Source organism: Fulvimonas yonginensis (assembly GCF_037137055.1).
GTDB lineage: Bacteria > Pseudomonadota > Gammaproteobacteria > Xanthomonadales > Rhodanobacteraceae > Frateuria_A > Frateuria_A yonginensis.
The window spans coordinates 421,816-439,680 of sequence record NZ_JBBBNY010000002.1 but is presented as its reverse complement, the minus strand read 5'-3'; the positions used below and the strand labels follow the sequence as shown (position 1 = coordinate 439,680).

The window sequence follows — 17,865 nt, the reverse complement described above, 5'->3', positions numbered from 1 at the left end:
GGAAACCATTGACGCCCATGAAGACCGCCGCCGGCGTGCTCGCCTTCATCGCCCGCTTCGTGATCCTCGGACTGGCGCTGGCCTTCGTGGTCGGGCTGTTCTGGCCGGGCAGCGGAGACCGCCTGCGCGAACGTTTCGGCCTGGCCCACGCGCCGCAGCAACAGCCTGCCGCCGCCCAGGCCCGGCCGCCCGCCGTGGGCAGCGGCCCGGTGTCCTACGCCGACGCGGTGGCCAGGGCGGCGCCCTCGGTGGTCAACATCTACGCCAACAGGATGGTCACCGCGCGGGCGGTGCAGATGTTCGACGACCCCGTGCTGCAGCGCCTGTTCGGCGGTCTGCCCACGGGGCCGGCCTACAAGCGCCTGCAGCAGGTGCTGGGCTCGGGCGTGATCGTCAGCGACAAGGGCTACGTGCTGACCAACAACCACGTGATCGCCAACGCCGACGACATCCAGGTACTGCTCTACGACGGCCGCATCGCCAAGGCCACACTGGTCGGGGCGGACGAGGAAACCGACCTGGCCGTGCTCAAGATCGACGCCGGCAACCTGCCGGTGATCCGCATTGCCGATGCGCACGCGCTGCGCGCCGGCGACGTGGTGCTGGCGATCGGCAACCCGCTCGGCCTCAACCAGACGGTGACCATGGGCATCGTCAGCGCGGTGGGGCGCCAGCTCTCCAGCTCCAGCGCCGAGGATTTCATCCAGACCGATGCCGCGATCAACCTGGGCAACTCCGGCGGTGCGCTGGTCAACGCGCAGGGCGAGCTGGTCGGCATCAACACCCTGCTGATCGGGCGCCAGGCCAATGCCGAGGGCATCGGCTTCGCCATTCCGGTGGGCAGCGCCAAGAACGTGCTCGACCAGATCGTCGCCACCGGCCACGTGGTGCGCGGCTGGCTCGGCGCCGACTACGCCTTCGTACCGGTGGCCGCCGACAGCGGCTTGCCGGCGGCGGCACGCGGCGCGCAGGTGACCGACGTCTACCCGGGCGGCCCGGCCGCCCAGGCCGGCATCCGGCCGCACGACATCCTGCTGCGCATCGGCGCCGACGACATCCTCGATCCGGCCGACCTGCGCCGTCACGAGGCGGCGCTCAAGCCCGGCACGCGGGTGCAGGTCTCGGGGCTGCGCAACGGCGTGCCCTTCCATACCGAGGTCACGCTGGCCCAGCGCCCGCCGTTGAACGCCAACGCCGCCCTGAGCGGCTGAGCGCTCCGTCCCGGAGCGCGATCGCCTCAGGGGGCGCCGCGCATCGCCGTCATCGTGCCGTGCACGGCCGCGCCGTAGCGCCGGCGCAGTTCGCCCACCCGCTTCACGTAGACCTGCGTCTCGGCATAGGGCGGCACGCCGTTGTATCGCTGCACCGCGCCCGGACCCGCGTTGTACGCCGCGGCGGCGAGCTGCTCGTTGCCGCCGAAGGTGCGCAGCAGTTGCGCCAGGTAGCGCGCGCCGCCGCGGATGTTCTGGGTGGCGTCGAAGGCGTCCAGCACGCCCATGTCGCTGGCCGTCCCGGGCATCAGCTGCATCAGCCCCTGCGCGCCCCTGAGCGACAGCGCGTTCGGGTTGAAGGCGCTTTCGGCGTGGATGACGGCGCGCAGGAACGCCTCGTCCACGCCCGATTCGGCGCTCGCCGCGCGGATCGCGTCGGTGAACGCGGTCAGGTTGAGCGGCACGCGGCTCCAGTCGATGGTCGAGTGCAGGTTGCAGGCCACGCAGGTGGCGATGTAGGTGAACAGCATGGTGACCGCGCGGCCCCGCCCACTGCCCGGCGGGATGTTGGTGTATTCCACCGAGCCGTCGGCGCGCACCACCCGGTAGACCGCGCCCCGCCGAACCGTGCCGTTCGCCGGCGCGTCGGCGACGGCCGCTCCGGGCGCGCCCTGGCGATAGGTCCATCCCGCCGCCGGAACCACCCGCGCCGTGGTGCTCACCGAGCTCTCGACGCCGGTCAGCGACACGCGGCGGGCGGTCGTCTGTACCGATCCGGTCACGCCCGCCAGCGCGGCGCGTGGCCGGGCGGCCGCGCGTGCGCGCCCGGCCGGCGCCTTCGGTGCGGCATCCGGATACGAGCCGAGCTTGCGGCAGCCGCTGTAGCCGGCGGTGCTGCTGCTGAACACCGTTTCGCCACCGGCGCCGGTGCAGCGGTAGAGCGCCCCCGCCCGCGCCGTGGGCAGCCACAGCAGCCCGGCGAACAGCAGGCACGCGCAGGCGATCCGGGCGAGGATCCGGGGACGCGGGAAAGCGCGGCGGCGAAGGCCGGCGCTTTCCCCTTGGCGCGCGGCGGCTTGCATGGCGTCGAGTGTGCATGGGCGGCGGCGTCAAGCCAAGCGCGCGAACGCGTTTCCGTGGGGCACGACAAGCTTTCCCGGGCGCACCGCACGAACCGCGCCCCGGCAGGAGCGAGCCTGCTCGCGATGCCTTTGATCTGGATCCATCGGCCGGGCCGGGACCTCCGCGAGCAAGTGCGCTGCTACCTGCATGTGGCGCGGCCGGGTCGGGCCAAGTGCTTGATTCGCCTGATGGCCGGACTGGCGACCCGTGGGCCGGGCGAGTAGACTGCGCGGTTCGGCGCGCCCCTGCCTGAGCGCGGCATCACACGGTACACGAGCCCATGAGCGGCAAGCTTTTCATCAAGACCCACGGCTGCCAGATGAACGAGTACGACTCGGCCAAGATGGCCGACGTGCTCAAGGCCTCGCACGGGCTGGAACTGACCCAGGACGAATCCGAGGCCGACGTCATCCTGATCAACACCTGCTCGATCCGCGAGAAGGCGCAGGAGAAGGTGTTCAGCCAGCTCGGCCGCTGGAAGGAGCACAAGGCCGGCGGCAAGCCGGTGCTGATCGGCGTGGGCGGCTGCGTGGCCTCGCAGGAAGGCGAGGCGATCATCAAGCGCGCGCCGTTCGTGGACATCGTGTTCGGCCCGCAGACGCTGCACCGCCTGCCCGAGCTGATCCAGGCCAAGCGCGAGACCGGCAAGGCCCAGGTGGACGTCTCCTTCCCCGAGATCGAGAAGTTCGACAAGCTGCCCGAGCCGCGCGCCGAAGGCCCGACCGCCTTCGTCTCGATCATGGAGGGCTGCTCGAAGTACTGCAGCTACTGCGTGGTGCCCTACACCCGCGGCACCGAGATCAGCCGCCCGTTCGACGACGTGCTGGTGGAAGTGGCGCAACTGGCCGAACAGGGCGTGCGCGAGGTCACCCTGCTCGGCCAGAACGTCAACGCCTACCAGGGACCGATGCACGACGGCGGCACCGCCGACCTGGCCGTGCTGATCCACGCCATCGCGCAGATCGAGTCGATCGGCCGCATCCGTTTCACCACCTCGCACCCGCTGGAGTTCTCCGACTCGCTGATCGAGGCCTACGCCAGCGTGCCCAAGCTCGCCAACTTCCTGCACCTGCCGGTGCAGGCCGGCTCCGACCGCATCCTGGCGGCGATGAAGCGCGGCTACACCACGCTGGAGTTCAAGCAGAAGATCAGGAAGCTGCGCGCCGTGCGCCCGGACATCTGCATCAGCTCCGACTTCATCGTGGGCTTTCCCGGCGAGACCGAGGAGGATTTCGAGAAGACCATGAAGCTGATCGAGGACGTCGGCTTCGACCAGAGCTTCTCCTTCATCTTCTCCGCCCGGCCCGGCACGCCGGCCGCCAACCTGGCCGACGACAAGCCGCCGGAGGTCAAGCACGCGCGCCTGTCGCGCCTGCAGGCCAGGCTCAACGACAACGCGCGCGCCATCAACGGGGCCATGGTCGGCACCGTGCAGCGGGTGCTGGTGGAGAAGCCCAGCAAGAAGAACCCGAACGAGCTCACCGGCCGCACCGAGAACATGCGCTTCGTCAACTTCGCCGCACCGGCGCGGCTGATCGGGCAGTTCGTGGACGTGGTGATCACCGAGGCGATGAGCAACTCCCTGCGCGGGCGCGTGCACGTGCCGGAGGAAGCGGCGGCCTGAGTCAGTCCAGCCGCTTGCGGAAGCGCAGGATCGCGATCGCCATCGCCAGCGCGGCGAACGCGCACAGCGCCAGCACGTCCGGCCACATCTCCCACAGGCCGGCGCCGCGCAGCATCACGCCGCGGATCAGGCGCAGGAAGTGCGTCAGCGGCAGCACCTCGGCCAGCCACTGTGCCAGCCTCGGCATGCCGGCGAACGGGAACATGAAGCCCGAGAGCAGGATCGAGGGCAGGAACACGAAGAAGGTCATCTGCATGGCCTGGAACTGCGACTGCGCCCGCGTCGAGATCAGCAGGCCCAGCGCCAGGTTGCCCAGGATCAGCAGGCCCGCGGCCAGGTAGACGTCGAGCAGGCTGCCGCGTACCGGCACGTGGAACAGCCACGTGCCCAGCGCCAGGATCACGCTGGTCTGCACCAGGCCGATCGCCACGTAGGGCAGCACCTTGCCGACCATCAGCTCGCTGCGCGTCAGCGGCGTGGCGATCAGCAGCTCCATGTTGCCGCGCTCGCGCTCGCGCACCACGGCGATGGCGGTGAACAGCACCATGGTCATGGTGAGGATGACGCCGACCAGGCCGGGCACGATGTGGATCGCCGAGCGGCGCTGCGGGTTGTAGAAGCCGACCACCCCGATGCGGCTTTCCGGCGGCGTGCTGGCAAGCGGCGCGCGCGTGTCCGGCACCGCGCTGTCGAGCGGCACCTGCGCGAGCTGGGCGGCGGCGCTCTGCACCGCGATGTCGCTGCCGTCGACCAGCACCTGCGCCACCTGGCGCCCGTCGATGCGGCGGCGCTCGAAATCGGCCGGAACCACGATGCCGATGCTGATGCGCCCGCGGCGGATCTGTTCCATCAGTGGCTCCGGACTGTCGGCCACCACCGTGGGGGTGACCACGCCGGTGGCGAGCATGTCCATCACCAGCGCGCGCGAACCGGCCGTGCCGGCCTGGTCGGCGATCCCGGCGTCGAGACCGCGCAGGTTGGTGTTGATCGCGTAGCCGAACAGCACCAGCTGCGCCACCGGGATGCCCACCACCATCGCCAGCGTGATGCGGTCGCGCCGCAGCTGGCGCAGCTCCTTGAGCACGATCGCCCACAGCCGGCGCCCGTTCATGCGGCCCGCGCCTCTCGCGGGTCGGCGTCGCGCGTGGCGGCGACGAAGACGTCCTCCAGGTTGGGCGCCGCCGGCACCACCTCGCCGGTACGCCCGCCCTGCTCCAGCGCCTGGTTCATGCGCCGGGCGGCCTCGTTCCCGTCGCCGGCCTCGTCCCGCGCGGTCAGCACGCGCAGGACGGTGCCGACCTGCGCCACGCCGAGCACGCCGGGCACCTCCGCCAGGGTGCGCTGCGCGCCACGCGGATCGCCCGTCCGCACCACGAAGGTGCGCCCATCCAGCCGTGAGGTGAGTTCGTGCGGCGTGCCGTCGGCCACCAGCACGCCGCGGTCGAGGATCGCCAGGCGGTGGCAGCGCTCGGCCTCGTCCATCAGGTGCGTGGACACCAGCAAGGTGGTGCCGGCATCGGCCAGCTCGAACAGCTTTTCCCAGAAGTCGCGGCGCGACTCCGGGTCGACCGCGCTGGTCGGCTCGTCCAGGAACAGCAGCTCCGGTTCGTGGATCACGGCGCAGGCCAGCGCCAGGCGCTGCTTCTGGCCGCCGCTCATGGTGCCGGCGAGCTGCTTCTGGCGGTCCGCGAAGTGGTACTGCTCGACCAGTTCGTCCACGCGTGCCTTCGCCCTGTCCCGCGGCACGCCCTGGATGGCGGCGAGGAACTCCAGGTTCTCGCGCACGGTGAGGTCCTCGAACAGCGAGAAGCGCTGGGTCATGTAGCCGATGCGCCTGCGCAGGTCGTCGGCCTGCGCGGGCATGCGCAGGCCCAGCACCTCGATTTCGCCGCCGGTCGGCGTCAGCAGGCCGCACAGCATGCGGATCGTGGTCGACTTGCCCGAGCCGTTCGGCCCGAGGAAGCCGTAGACGCGCCGCGCCGGGACGTCCAGGTCGACGTGGTCGACCGCCACCAGTGCGCCGAAGCGCTTGGTCAGCCCGCGCGCGCGGACGGCCAGCTCGCCGCCGTCGCCGTTCACCGGGCCGCTCCGCGGAATTCGGCCCGCACCGGCAGGCCGGCCGGCAGGTCCGCTGCGTCCCGGCCCAGCGCCACCTCGGCGAGGTAGCTGAGGCGCTCGGCGTCCTCGCCGGTCAGCGCGTAGTACGGCGTGAAGCTCGGCTCGCTGCGGATCATGCGCACGCGCCCGCGGTATGGCCGTGCGCGTGTGCCCAGGTACACGTCCACCGCATCGCCCACGTGCACGGCGGCGCGGCGGGATTCGGGCACGTAGATGCGCGCGTAGGGTGCGTCCCCGCTCAGCAGGATCGCGACCGGTGCGCCGACCGGCGCCTGGTCGCCGAGCTTGTACGGCAGGCTGTCGACGCGTCCGGCGCGCGGCGCGACGATACGCAGCTTGTCCAGCAGCACCCGCTGCGCCGCCACCTGCGCCTGCGTGGCGGCGAGCGCGGCGCGGGTCTGCGCGACCTGTTCGGGGCGGGTGCCGTGCAGCAGCTCGTCGAGTGCGGCGCGCGCCGCCCGCACCTGGCCGGTGGCGCTGCCGACCGCCGCTCGGGCGCGGTCGAGTTCGGACGCGGCCACGTAGTCGCCACCCTGCAACGGCAGCAGTCGGCGGTAGTACGCCTGTGCGTCGCGTGCCTGGGCCTGCGCCGCGGCGAGGTTGGCACGTGCCTGGGCGATGTCCTCGCGGCGCGGGCCTGCCTGCAGCTCGGCCAGTCGCTCGCGCTGCTGTGTTGCCTGCGCCATGGCGGCAGCCAGTTCGGCGCGGGTCCGGGTGGGGTCCAGTTGCAGTAGCGCTTGCCCGGGCGCGACCCGCTGGCCCTCGCGCACCTCCACGGTGACGATGCGCTCGGCCGCGGGCGCGGGCAACGTGATGCGGTCGTATTCCAGCGTGCCCAGCACCTGCGGCGGCTCGTTCCGGCAGGCGCCCAGGGCGAGGAAGGCAAGCGCCGGCAGACCCAGGCGCCCGAGCCAGCGTGCGATGGTCATGACGTTCCTCCGGGTCGTGGGGTGCCCAGGCCGCGTTCCAGCAACGCGAGCGTGTGCCGCAACAGCACGCCGGCATCGATATCGTCCGCGTCCAGAACCTGCCGCCAGATCGGCGCGCCGGCGGCGGGAAACATGGTGAGCCCGACCAGCGAGACCACCAGCAGGCGCGGGTCCAGGTCGGGATCGAGCCGGCCGGCGTCGCGCGCCGCCGCGAAACGCCGGGCGAGCAGGCGCGGCAGATCGGGCAGGGCCTGGTGGAACAACACCTCGCGCAGCGCCCCGCCCTCGCACAGCACCTCGCGCACCCACAGGGGCGGCAGCCAGGGGTGCTGGGCGACCAGTTCGCCGATGCCGCGCACGAAGGCATCGACCAGCGCCGCCGGGTCGCCGCCGGCCTGCTCGAGCCGCGCGCGCAGGGGTGCCAGCGCCGGCAGCAGACGCTCCTCCACCAGGGCCAGGGTGAGGCGCGGCTTGTCGCCGAAGTAGTAGTGCAGCATCGCCGGCGTCACCCCCGCCTCGGCGGCAATCGCGCGCAGCGAGGTGGCTTCGATCCCGACCCGCGCGTAGTGCGCCGTGGCCGCATCGAGCAGTTGCGCGCGCAGGTCGCCGTCGTCGCCGGGCGGGCGTCCGGCGCGGCGGCGCGGGTCGGGCTTGCGTTTGCCAGTGGCGGGCATGCGCGGAAATTAATTCCAGGATTAATTTCCTGCAAGCGGGCGCCAGCGATGGTTCTTGCACCGGGGCCGCGCTACCCTCGCGCCCTTATGAGTGAACTCAACGAACGCGATTTCGCCCTCGACCCGGAAGACAACGCCCGGCTCGCCAACCTGTGCGGGCCCTTCGACGAGCACCTGCGCCAGGTCGAGTTGCGGCTCGGTGTGGAGATCAACCGTCGCGGCAACCTGTTCCAGGTGATCGGCGACGCCGCCCCGACGCGCGCCGCCGAGAAAGTGCTGCGTTCGCTGTACGCGGCCACCGAGGAGGAAACGCTGACCGGCGCGCGGGTCAACCTGCACCTGGCCGAATCGGGCATCGAGGCGATGGTCGAAGAGGCGGCCGAAGCCGCGCAGGAAGTGGTCATCAAGGTCAAGCGCGGCGTGATCAAGGGGCGCGGCCCGAACCAGGCGCGCTACCTGCACGCCATCACCACCCACGACATCAACTTCGGCGTGGGCCCGGCCGGCACCGGCAAGACCTATCTCGCGGTCGCCAGCGCGGTGGAGGCACTGGAGGCCAACCGCGTGCAGCGCCTGCTGCTGGTGCGTCCGGCGGTGGAGGCCGGCGAGAAGCTGGGCTTCCTGCCGGGCGACCTCAGCCAGAAGGTCGACCCGTACCTGCGGCCGCTGTACGACGCGCTCTACGAAATGCTCGGTTTCGAGAAGGTTGCCAAGCTGATCGAGCGCAACGTCATCGAGATCGCCCCGCTGGCCTACATGCGTGGACGCACCCTCAACGACTCCTACGTGATCCTCGACGAAGCGCAGAACACCACCGTCGAGCAGATGAAGATGTTCCTCACCCGCATCGGCTTCGGCTCGGTGGCGGTGATCACCGGCGACGTCAGCCAGATCGACCTGCCCCGGCACATCCGCTCCGGCCTGCGCCACGCGGTGGAAGTGCTGCGCGATGTCAGCGGCATCAGCTTCACCTTCTTCACCTCGCGCGACGTGGTGCGCCATCCGCTGGTGGCCAAGATCGTGCGCGCGTACGAGGCGTTCGAGCAGGCGGGCAACGAGGAACAGGCAGCCGCGGGCAAGCCCAAGGGCGGCGCCGCGTGAGCGCCAGGGCCGGCGCCCGGCACCCGCCGGCTGGCAGGCCCGGGCGCGGCACCCGTTTGTCCGCTCCCCGGCTGTCCGTGAGCTATGGCGTGTCCCGCGCAGGCGTGCCCTCGCCGGCCAGTTTCCGCCAGTGGGTGGCGGCGGCGCTGCAAGGCGCCGGCCGGCGCAAGCCGGCGGAAGTCGCCATCCGCGTCGTCGGCTCTGACGAAGGCCGCACCCTCAACCGCGACTACCGGGGCAGGGACTACGCGACCAACGTGCTCTCCTTTCCCGCCGAGCTGCCGCCCGGCGTGGACCTGCCCCTGCTCGGCGACCTGGCGATCTGCGCGCCGGTGGTGCTGCGCGAGGCGACCGAGCAGCACAAGCGCCCGCGCGATCACTGGGCCCACCTGACCGTGCACGGCACCCTGCACCTGCTGGGCTACGACCACATCGAGGACGCGGAGGCCGAGGCGATGGAGGCACTGGAAACCCGCGTCCTGGCCGGCCTGGGCATCGCCGACCCCTACGCCTGACGCGTTGGCTGCCTCTCCCGTAGGCGGGAACAGGGGCAGGCGGGCCTTGCGCCGGGTGCGCCGCTCCTGGACAGCCGCGCCCATGGCCACGAGGCAAGCTTGGCCCCTGCTCCCTGCCCCGCCCCGGCCGGAGCGGCTTCCAGCGCCGCCAGCCGTCCGCTTGTGCCCTGAATCGTCACGCTTTTTCCGCTAGACTCCGGGCTTCCGCCCGTCCGCGGGCCGTTGCAAAACGAGTTGATGAACGACGACCCTGGCAGTACCAACGGCCCGGTCCTCCACCGTTCCTGGTGGGATCGCCTGGGCCATCTGTTTTCCGGCGAACCGCGCAACCGCGACGAGCTGATCGAGGAGTTGCGCGCCGCCCAGGCCAACGGCCTGCTGTCCAACGACACCCTCGCCATGGTCGAGGGCGCGCTCAAGGTCACTGAACTGAGCGTCGATGACGTGATGGTGCCGCGCGCGCAGATCGTCATGATCCCGGCGGACGCCTCGCTGCACGAAGTGCTGGCCAAGGTGGTCGAGTCCGGCCATTCGCGCTTCCCGGTGCACGGCGAGGACAAAGACGAGATCATCGGCATCCTGCTCGCCAAGGACCTGCTCAAGTACTTCGGCGACGGCGAAGGTTTCAACCTGGCGCTGCTCCTGCGCCCGGCCGTGCTGATCCCCGAATCGATGCGGCTGAACGTGCTGCTGGCCGAGTTCCGGCGCTCGCGCAACCACATGGCGCTGGTGGTCGACGAGTACGGCGGCGTCGCCGGCCTGGTCACCATCGAGGACGTGCTCGAGCAGATCGTCGGCGAGATCGACGACGAGCACGACGAGGAGGACGAGCCCAGCCTGATGCACGAGCTGCCGGGCGGCGACTGGCTGGTCAGCGCGCTCACCCCGATCGCCGACTTCAACGAGCGCACCGGCGCCCATTTCTCCGACGAGGAGTTCGACACCGTCGGCGGCATGGCCACGGCCGAGTTCGGGCACCTGCCCGAGGCGGGCGAGGAAGTGGTTTTCGGCGGCTACCTGTTCGTGGTGACCGAGGCGGACGACCGGCGGGTACAGCAGTTCCGCGTGAGCCGGCAGACCAGCGATGCCTGAGCGGTCGCCGGCGATCCAGACCTCCCCCCTGCCCTCCCCACCTTTCCCTGCGCACCGGGAGCGGGGCCGGCGGCTTTGTGGCGCGGAGGGGCGGGCAGGAAGGCCGGCCGGTTTCCGCAGCCCCTGGCTCATCTGGCTGACGCTGCTGCTCGCCTGCCTCCTGCCTACGGCCCGCGCCGGCGTCGCCAACGCCCCGGGCGCCAACCTCGAGGTGTCGCTGGTCACCTACGGACCGGGCGAAACCTACTGGGAGCGCTTCGGCCACGACGCCATCGAAGTGCGCGACGTCGTCAGCGGCGAGGCGGTGAACTTCAACTACGGCGTGTTCGACTTCGACGAGCGCGGCTTCCTGCTCAACTTCGCGCGCGGGCGCATGCACTACCTGATGGATGCCGCGCCCACGGCACTGGACGAGAGCTGGTACATCCAGGCCGGCCGCTCGGTCACCCGCCAGCACCTCGCGCTCGCGCCCGATCAGGCCGCCGCGCTGCGCGATTTCCTGCTGTGGAACCTGCGCCCGGAGAACGCCCGCTACGACTACGACTACTACGTCGACAACTGCACCACCCGCGTGCGGGATGCGCTCGACCGTGCCCTCGGCGGCGTACTGAAGGCCCAGTTGACCGCCCGCCCCGGCGGCATGACCTATCGCCAGCAGACCGACCGGCTGATGAGCGCGCAGCCGTGGCTGATGCTTCTGCTCGACCTGGGCCTGGGCCCGTACGCCGATCGCCCGCTGAACGCCTGGCAGGAGAGCTTCCTGCCCGCGGTGCTGGCACGCGAGCTGGCCGCCACGCAGGTCCGCGACGCCGGTGGCTCGCACCCGCTGGTGCTCGACAGTGAGCTCCTCGCACCGAACCGCCTCCAGACGCCACCGGCCGATGCACCCGACCTGCGCGCACCACTGGCCCTGGCCGGGCTCGTCCTGGCCGCCCTGCTGCTGCTCGCCCGCCACTACTGGCCCACAGGGTTCGCCGTGACCGGCACGCTGTACCTGCTGTTCGCCGCGCTGGCCGGCACCGGCCTGCTCGTGCTGTGGCTGCTGACCACCCATCACGCCGCCTGGGCGAACGCCAACCTGCTGCTGTTCAATCCCCTGGCGTTCGCGCTGCTGCCCGGCTGCTGGCGGTTGCGACGAGGCCAGCCGGCATCACGCCTGGCCCAGGTCATCGTGGTGGCGCAGCTGCTCGCCGCGCTGGCGGCCGCCGGGTTGCACCTGCTCCCCGGCGTCGTCCAGCAGAACCAGCCCTGGCTCTTGTTCGCCTGGCCGGTGTGGCTGGCGCTGGCCTGGGCGTTCCGCCAACGCCACCACCCCGTGTAGGAGCGAGCTTGCCCGCGATGCCCTGCTCGATGCGTGCACCCGAGCCGGTGTCCAGCCAGCTCTCTGCCGCCCCGCCGTTGCTTGCCCCTGACCGCCAGCGCATCATGCACCGATGCCCAGCGCCAACCCGCCCGTGACCCCACCCGCCGCCAACGGCATGGTCGTCAACTGCATCGCCTACCGCGGCGACGGCACCCGGATCGGCGACGTCACCCTCGACGGGATCAGCGACGTGCTGCAGGAGCCGGGCACCTTCGTGTGGGTGGGCCTGCACGAGCCGGACGCGGCGCTGCTGCTGAAGCTGCAGGAGGAGTTCGACCTGCACGACCTGGCCATCGAGGACGCCCGCAAGGCGCATCAGCGCACCAAGCTGGAGACCTACGGCGATTCGCTGTTCCTGGTGGTGCAGACGGCGCAACTGGTGGACGGCAACCTGGCCTTCGGCGAAACGCAGATCTTCTTCGGCGCGCGCTACCTGGTCACCGTGCGCCACGGCGCCTCGCTTTCCTACGCACCGGCGCGGCGCAGCTGCGAGCAGGCCCCCGAGTTGATGCGCAACGGGCCGAGCTACGGCCTGTACGGCGTGCTCGACTTCATCGTCGACAACCTGCTGCCCATCGTGCGCGACTTCCGCGAGGAGCTGCACCGGCTGGAGGCGGACATCTTCGCCGAGACCTTCAAGCGCAGCACCGTGCGCCGTCTCTACGACATGCAGCGCGACCTGATGACGCTGCGCCTGGCGGTGGCGCCGCTGCAGGACATCACCAGCCAGCTGGTACGGCTGCATCCGCAGCTCATTCCCGACGAGCTGCGCGTGTATTTCCGCGACGTCTACGACCACGTCTTCCGCGTGAACGAATCGATCAGCGCGATGCGCGAGATGCTCGCCGCCGCGATCAACGTCAACCTCTCGCTGGTCACCTTCGGCCAGAACGAGGTGATGAAGAAGCTCGCCGGCTGGGCCGCCATGCTGGCCGCCCCCACCCTGCTCACCAGCTGGTACGGCATGAACTTCACCCACATGCCCGAGCTGGACAAGCCCTGGGCCTACCCGCTGGTGATCCTGGTCGTGATCGGCGTGGTGGGCGGCATCTACGCCTGGCTCAAGCGCGTGAAATGGCTCTGACGCCCGCCACCTGACCCCACGAAAACGGCGGCCCGGAGGCCGCCGTTTTTCGTCATGCCCGGCCGTCGGTCACTGTCCGGACGGCGCGCCGCCCGTCCAGCGCTTGAGCCAGGCGTTCACCGTCTCGTGCCACATCACGCTGTTCTGCGGCTTGAGCACCCAGTGGTTCTCGTCCGGGAAGGTGAGGAACTGGCTGGGAATGCCACGTCGCTGCAGCGCGGTGAAGGCGCCCAGGCCCTGCGTGATCGGGATGCGGAAGTCCTGGCCGCTGTGCACCACCAGCATCGGCACGCGCCAGTCCTTGACGTGGTTGATCGGGTTGAAGCGCTCGTAGTTCTCCGGATGGTCGAACTGCGTGCCTCCGTTCTCCTTCTCCTCGAACCAAAGCTCCTCGGTGGCGTAGTACATCATGCGCGCGTCGAACACGCCGTCGTGGTCGACCAGGCACTTCCACGGCTGGTTCCACACGCCGGCGATCCAGTAGACCATGTAGCCGCCGTAGCTGGCGCCCAGCGCGCAGGCGTTGTCGCCGTCGAGGAAGCTGTACTTCTCCAGCGCGGCTTTCCAGCCGGCCTTGAGGTCTTCCAGCGGCTTGCCGCCCCAGTCGCCCGAGATCGAATCGGTGAACGCCTGGCCGTAGCCGGTGGAACCATGGAAGTTCACGGTGACCACGGCGAACCCTTGCCCGGCGTAGGTCTGGGGGTTCCAGCGATAGCTCCAGCTGTTGCTCATGGCGCCCTGCGGGCCGCCGTGGATGATGAAGGCGACCGGGTACTTCTGCCCGCGCTTGTAGCCCACGGGCTTGACCACGTAGCCCTGCACCGGCTCGTCGTTCCAGCCCTTGAAAGTGAAGAATTCGAAGTCGCCCATCTTCGCGTTGCCGAGCCGCTCCGCGTTGAAGCGGGTGACCTGCTTCAGGCCGCGGCCGCGGGTATCGGCAAGGTAGAGATCGACCGGGTGCTTGAGGTCGTCGCGGGCCACCAGCAGCCGGCCATTCTCGACCGAATAGCCGTCCACCGCGCCCTCGCCCACCAGTTGCGTGACCTTGCCGCTGGCCGCGTCGATCGCGAACAGCGGATGCTGGCCCCGGTCGTCGGCGGTGGCGTACAGGGTCTTGCCGTCCCCGCTCACCGATAGCGCGCCGGCCGAGCGGTCCCATTGCGGATCGACCTCGCGGACGGCTCCGCTCTGCAGGTCCATCGCCATGATGCCGAACCGGTCCGCCTCGAAGCCCGGCTCCTTCATGGCCAGATAGTAAAGCGTGCGGCCGTCGGGCGAGGGCACCGGATAGGCGTCCCAGGCCTTGTTCGCGGCGGTGAGGTTCTGCGGAGCGTCCGAACCGTCGGCCGGGACACGATAGACGTCGAAATTCGTCGACCACGGCTCGCTGGTGCCGGCGATGCGCACGTCGAAGTACACCGTGCGGCCGTCCGGCGAGAAGGCGAACTCGCTGTCGTCGCCGAAGGGCTTGCTGGGAATATCGCCGTCGATGCCGCGGCTGAGCGGGGTGGGTTCGGCCGGCAGCGTGCCGTCGGCACCGAAGTGGCCGATGAAGAGCTGGTTGCGGCGGCCGTTGGCCCAGGTATCCCAGTGGCGCACGAACAGCTTGTCGTAGACGGTGCCGGTCGCCTTGTTCTTCTCGCGGCCGTCGATGCGCTCCTTGGTGCAGGCCAGATCGGCGCAATCGGTGTAGACCTCGTAGGACAGCAGCACGCTCTTGCCGTCGGGTGAGAGCTTGTAGCCGCCCAGGTCGAGCGGCGCGTGGCTGACCTGCACCGGGGCCGCATGCCGGGCTGGATCCAGGCCACCGGCCCCCGTCCCGAGATCGACCCGCCACAGCTGGGCCACGCCGTCGGCGGGCGCCACGTAGTACAGGCTGCGCCCATCGGCCGACCAGCGCGCCGAACCGCCCTTGTCCACCACCTTGACCGGCTCGCCTCCCTTCTTGAGGTCGAGCACGTAGACCGCGTTGACGCCCTTGTTGGCCGCGTAATCCGTGCTGCGTACGCCGAAGGCGGCATATCGACCGTCCGGCGAAAGCTGCGGATCGCTCACGCGATCCATCATGACCAGGTCCCGCACGTTGAACGGATGCGGCGTGCGGGCCTCGACCTCGGCCGCGACCGACACGGTCGGCAACAGCGCGAGGGCTAGAGCGGCGGCAAGCAGTTTCATGGCGACCCCTTGGCGACTGAAAACGAGGACGTTAAGGGGTGGCGACATGCGGGCGCAACCGCTGAATGAGCCTCGCCAACGGCAAGCCAACCGCGTAATGTCACGCGTCAACGAAGGGGGGACGATGTCGACACTCGAGCAGCCGCCTGGCGGGGACCGCCCGGCGATCCGATGGACAATCGGAAAATGGTCGCTGGCGCTGGCGCTCGTGGGCACTCTCGCCTTCCTGCTGCGCTGGTACTACGTCAGCCACGCCGTGGTGTATCACCCGATCCGCGGGGATGCCATCCAGTACCACGCATACGCTTGGAATCTGGTCCAGCACGGGGTGTTCTCCATGGCCCAGCCGGGTAGCGCCACCGTGATGCCGGACAGTTTCCGCGACCCCGGCTACCCGCTGTTCCTTGCCGGCTGGATGGTGGCGACCGGCAGCTTCGATGGGTGGTACGCGGCGGTATTGATGTCGCAGAGCCTGCTCGGCGCACTGACCGTCGTCTTGTTGATGAGCGCCGCGCGCGGGTGGATCCGCGACGGCTGGCTCGTCGGCGCAGGCGTGCTAATGGCGATCTGGCCGCACAGCATCACCATTACCAGCTTCGTGCTCAGCGAGACCTTGTTCGGGTTCCTCGCCGCACTGGCTTTCTGGCTCTGGAACGTGGGCCTGCACCGGGAGAGTTGGCGCTGGACGTCAGCGGCGGGGATCACTTTCGGGCTGGCCGGACTCACCAACGCGGTCCTGCTGCCGTTCGCACCGTTGCTCGCCGCATTCCTGGTGGTGAGACGCCGGCTTTCCTGGCGCATCGGGCTGACGCTGGTCGTCGGGGCCTTGCTTCTACCGGCAACCTGGGGCGTTCGCAACCTGCAGCTTCCCTCGGGCGCCTCCTCGGGAGGGCGCGCGCTCATCAACTTAGTGCAGGGTTCCTGGCCGGAGTACCACTCCGGCTATCGGCTGGCGGTAGACGGCCGTCCAGAAGGCGCGCGGATCATGCGGGCGATCGGCCAGGAGCAGGATCTGATGCTCGCCGATCCCGGCGCGGGATTGCAGCGGATGGTCGCGCGCATGAGCGAAGCCCCCATGCGATATTTCGGCTGGTACCTTGGCAAACCGGCGTTGCTTTGGGACTGGAGCATCCGCATGGGACAAGGGGATATTTACGTCTATCTCACCCTGAACTCCCCCTTTGCCGAGAATCCCGCATGGCGGGCGCTGGTGTCGCTTTGTCGGGCGCTCAACCCACTGCTGATGGTGCTTGCGCTGGTGGGAACCGTCCTGACCATGCGCAAGAAAAGCCCGAACACCATCGGCCGGTCGGTCGCTTTGCTTGTCCTTTTCGTCACCCTCGTTTACGCCGTGCTGCAGTCCGAGCCGCGCTACAGCATCCCTTTTCGGGGCTTCGAATGCCTACTCGCCTGCTATGCCTTGGACAAGCTTGTCGGCTGGTTGGAGCACCGCAATGGGCCGAGTGAATCGATGACCCAACCGCAGGCGTGAGCTGCATCACAGCTGAGGCAAGTCGTGAAGGATACATGAAGGCCGTGGTATGCACCGTGCTTGTCCAGCCAGGACATCCAGGGGATCACGAGCATGCATCCGACGAACTCATCGCGAGGCTTTACTCTCATAGAACTGATGATCGTGGTGGCGATCATTGCCATTCTCGCGGCCGTCGCGATTCCGACCTACCAAGAGTACTCGATCAAGGCCCAAGTGTCGGAAGGGATGAGCCTGTCGGCGAGCGCCAAGGCAGCGGTCTGGGACTTCCTGTCAAACACCGGCCGTTTCCCACCCAGCAATGGGTCCGCGGGACTCGCCAGTGCGGCATCCATCGCCGGCAGCTACGTTTCGAGCGTCACAGTCACGGACGGGCGGGTGGAAATTGCCTTCCAGGGCTCAAAAGTGAATCAGCGCATCCACAGCTCGGTCCTTGTGCTCTCGCCCGTCACCTACGCCGGCAGCATCGCCTGGACTTGTGGTGGCACGGGAACCACGCTGGAACAGAAGTACCTGCCGTCGTCCTGCAGACAATAATCCGCGCTCATCTTGTGACAAGAATGGTCACAAGATGCCCTAGCGAGGCGAGCTCGACAATTGTAATCGGCGTCACGATTTGACGTACGGCAAGGCGAAACACCCCACGGCTTGTAGCCTTCCGTGACCCCGTGCACAATCGCTTCACCTGAAGCTGTGAGGGAATACGGCAGCGTTGGTAGTGGCATACATGCTGCTTCGACCGACGCGAGCTTCCTGGTCGTTCCTGACCGCGCATGTGGGGTCCGATTCCGCCTAGGGGGATCCGGGACCGGGGCTCAGGGGGCACAACGGTTAGCTATCCAGACAGAGGAACCACCATGAAGAAGAGCATGCAAAAAGGCTTCACCCTGATTGAGCTGATGATCGTGGTCGCGATCATCGCCATCCTGGCGGCCATCGCCATTCCGGCGTACCAGGACTACACCATTCGTTCGCAGGTGTCCGAAGGCATGAGCCTGGCTGATGGCTCGAAGACCGCCGTGGCCGAGTACTTCACCAATTACGGCGTGCTGCCGCCGAGCAACGCTTCTGCAGGCGTCGCTAGCGCCGACAGCATTGGTGGTAGCTATGTCGGCAAGCTCGAGATCGGTGCCGGCGGTGCGCGGGGCCTGATCACCGTGACCTACGGGACCCAGACCAACTCCGCTTTCGGCACCAAGGTGAACTCGAAGATCGCCGGCGCCGAACTGATCCTCTCACCGACGCCCAGCGTAGGCAGCGTCGCGTGGGTCTGCCGGGCCGGCAACTCGCAGATGTCAGCCAAGTATCTGCCGTCCTCTTGCCGCTAAGCAGTCGCAACTCTGTAGCATTGAAAGGGCCGCCTAG

The 17,865-nt window shown here is 69.2% G+C and carries 16 protein-coding genes; 10 read left to right on the top strand and 6 right to left on the bottom strand.

Annotated features, from left to right (window positions below; translation table 11 throughout):
* The first annotated feature begins 17 nt into the window (after positions 1-17).
* Positions 18-1,211, top strand: a complete 1,194-nt coding sequence (locus tag WAT24_RS05250; protein ID WP_336806770.1) for a S1C family serine protease — start codon at positions 18-20, stop codon at positions 1,209-1,211.
* Between the two features lie 26 nt (positions 1,212-1,237).
* Here the strand turns inward: WAT24_RS05250 and WAT24_RS05245 are convergent, their stop codons facing one another.
* Positions 1,238-2,293: a lytic transglycosylase domain-containing protein gene (locus WAT24_RS05245; protein ID WP_336806769.1), complete on the bottom strand. Its 1,056-nt coding sequence runs from the start codon at positions 2,291-2,293 to the stop codon at positions 1,238-1,240.
* A 320-nt stretch (positions 2,294-2,613) separates the two neighbouring features.
* Between WAT24_RS05245 and miaB the strand changes: the two genes are divergently transcribed.
* The gene (miaB, locus tag WAT24_RS05240) at positions 2,614-3,957 is read left to right on the top strand and encodes a tRNA (N6-isopentenyl adenosine(37)-C2)-methylthiotransferase MiaB (RefSeq protein WP_336806768.1); all 1,344 of its coding nucleotides are present in this window, start codon (positions 2,614-2,616) and stop codon (positions 3,955-3,957) included.
* 1 nt (position 3,958) lies between these two features.
* On the opposite strand, the gene WAT24_RS05235 is transcribed toward miaB, so the two are convergent.
* Genes WAT24_RS05235 through WAT24_RS05220 form a run of 4 tightly spaced genes read right to left on the bottom strand, consistent with a single transcriptional unit; the run spans position 3,959 to position 7,678 of the window.
* The gene (locus WAT24_RS05235; protein WP_336806767.1) at positions 3,959-5,068 is read right to left on the bottom strand and encodes an ABC transporter permease; all 1,110 of its coding nucleotides are present in this window, start codon (positions 5,066-5,068) and stop codon (positions 3,959-3,961) included.
* Positions 5,065-6,036 carry an ABC transporter ATP-binding protein gene (locus WAT24_RS05230; RefSeq protein WP_336806766.1) on the bottom strand — a complete coding sequence of 324 codons (972 nt, stop codon included), beginning with the start codon at positions 6,034-6,036 and terminating at the stop codon, positions 5,065-5,067. The genes WAT24_RS05235 and WAT24_RS05230 overlap by 4 nt, the downstream gene beginning before the upstream one ends.
* Positions 6,033-7,004: an HlyD family secretion protein gene (locus tag WAT24_RS05225; protein WP_336806765.1), complete on the bottom strand. Its 972-nt coding sequence runs from the start codon at positions 7,002-7,004 to the stop codon at positions 6,033-6,035. Before WAT24_RS05225 ends, WAT24_RS05230 begins: the two co-directional genes overlap by 4 nt.
* Positions 7,001-7,678: a TetR/AcrR family transcriptional regulator gene (locus tag WAT24_RS05220; RefSeq protein WP_336806764.1), complete on the bottom strand. Its 678-nt coding sequence runs from the start codon at positions 7,676-7,678 to the stop codon at positions 7,001-7,003. The genes WAT24_RS05225 and WAT24_RS05220 overlap by 4 nt, the downstream gene beginning before the upstream one ends.
* An 87-nt stretch (positions 7,679-7,765) precedes the next feature.
* On the opposite strand from WAT24_RS05220, the gene WAT24_RS05215 reads away from it, so the two are divergent.
* From WAT24_RS05215 to WAT24_RS05195, 5 genes are all read left to right on the top strand, one after another.
* Positions 7,766-8,779 (top strand): PhoH family protein, encoded by a 1,014-nt coding sequence (locus tag WAT24_RS05215; RefSeq protein WP_336806763.1) that lies wholly within the window; start codon positions 7,766-7,768, stop codon positions 8,777-8,779.
* A 56-nt stretch (positions 8,780-8,835) separates the two neighbouring features.
* Positions 8,836-9,294, top strand: a complete 459-nt coding sequence (ybeY, locus tag WAT24_RS05210; RefSeq protein ID WP_336806762.1) for an rRNA maturation RNase YbeY — start codon at positions 8,836-8,838, stop codon at positions 9,292-9,294.
* Between the two features lie 237 nt (positions 9,295-9,531).
* Positions 9,532-10,386 carry a CorC family transporter gene (locus tag WAT24_RS05205; protein WP_336806761.1) on the top strand — a complete coding sequence of 285 codons (855 nt, stop codon included), beginning with the start codon at positions 9,532-9,534 and terminating at the stop codon, positions 10,384-10,386.
* Positions 10,379-11,707 (top strand): lipoprotein N-acyltransferase Lnb domain-containing protein, encoded by a 1,329-nt coding sequence (locus WAT24_RS05200; RefSeq protein WP_336806760.1) that lies wholly within the window; start codon positions 10,379-10,381, stop codon positions 11,705-11,707. The genes WAT24_RS05205 and WAT24_RS05200 overlap by 8 nt, the downstream gene beginning before the upstream one ends.
* A 112-nt stretch (positions 11,708-11,819) precedes the next feature.
* Positions 11,820-12,833 carry a magnesium and cobalt transport protein CorA gene (locus WAT24_RS05195; protein ID WP_336806759.1) on the top strand — a complete coding sequence of 338 codons (1,014 nt, stop codon included), beginning with the start codon at positions 11,820-11,822 and terminating at the stop codon, positions 12,831-12,833.
* 69 nt (positions 12,834-12,902) lie between these two features.
* Here WAT24_RS05195 and WAT24_RS05190 read toward each other — a convergent pair whose 3' ends face one another.
* A complete protein-coding gene (locus WAT24_RS05190; protein ID WP_336806758.1) occupies positions 12,903-15,008 on the bottom strand; it encodes a S9 family peptidase in 2,106 nt (701 codons plus the stop codon).
* Between the two features lie 124 nt (positions 15,009-15,132).
* On the opposite strand from WAT24_RS05190, the gene WAT24_RS05185 reads away from it, so the two are divergent.
* From WAT24_RS05185 to WAT24_RS05175, 3 genes are all read left to right on the top strand, one after another.
* A complete protein-coding gene (locus tag WAT24_RS05185) occupies positions 15,133-16,500 on the top strand; it encodes an ArnT family glycosyltransferase (RefSeq protein ID WP_336806757.1) in 1,368 nt (455 codons plus the stop codon).
* Positions 16,501-16,593: 93 nt separating this feature from the next.
* Positions 16,594-17,037 carry a pilin gene (locus WAT24_RS05180; RefSeq protein WP_336806756.1) on the top strand — a complete coding sequence of 148 codons (444 nt, stop codon included), beginning with the start codon at positions 16,594-16,596 and terminating at the stop codon, positions 17,035-17,037.
* Positions 17,038-17,357: 320 nt separating this feature from the next.
* Positions 17,358-17,828, top strand: coding sequence for a pilin (locus tag WAT24_RS05175; protein ID WP_336806755.1), 471 nt, complete (start codon positions 17,358-17,360; stop codon positions 17,826-17,828).
* Positions 17,829-17,865: the final 37 nt, after the last annotated feature.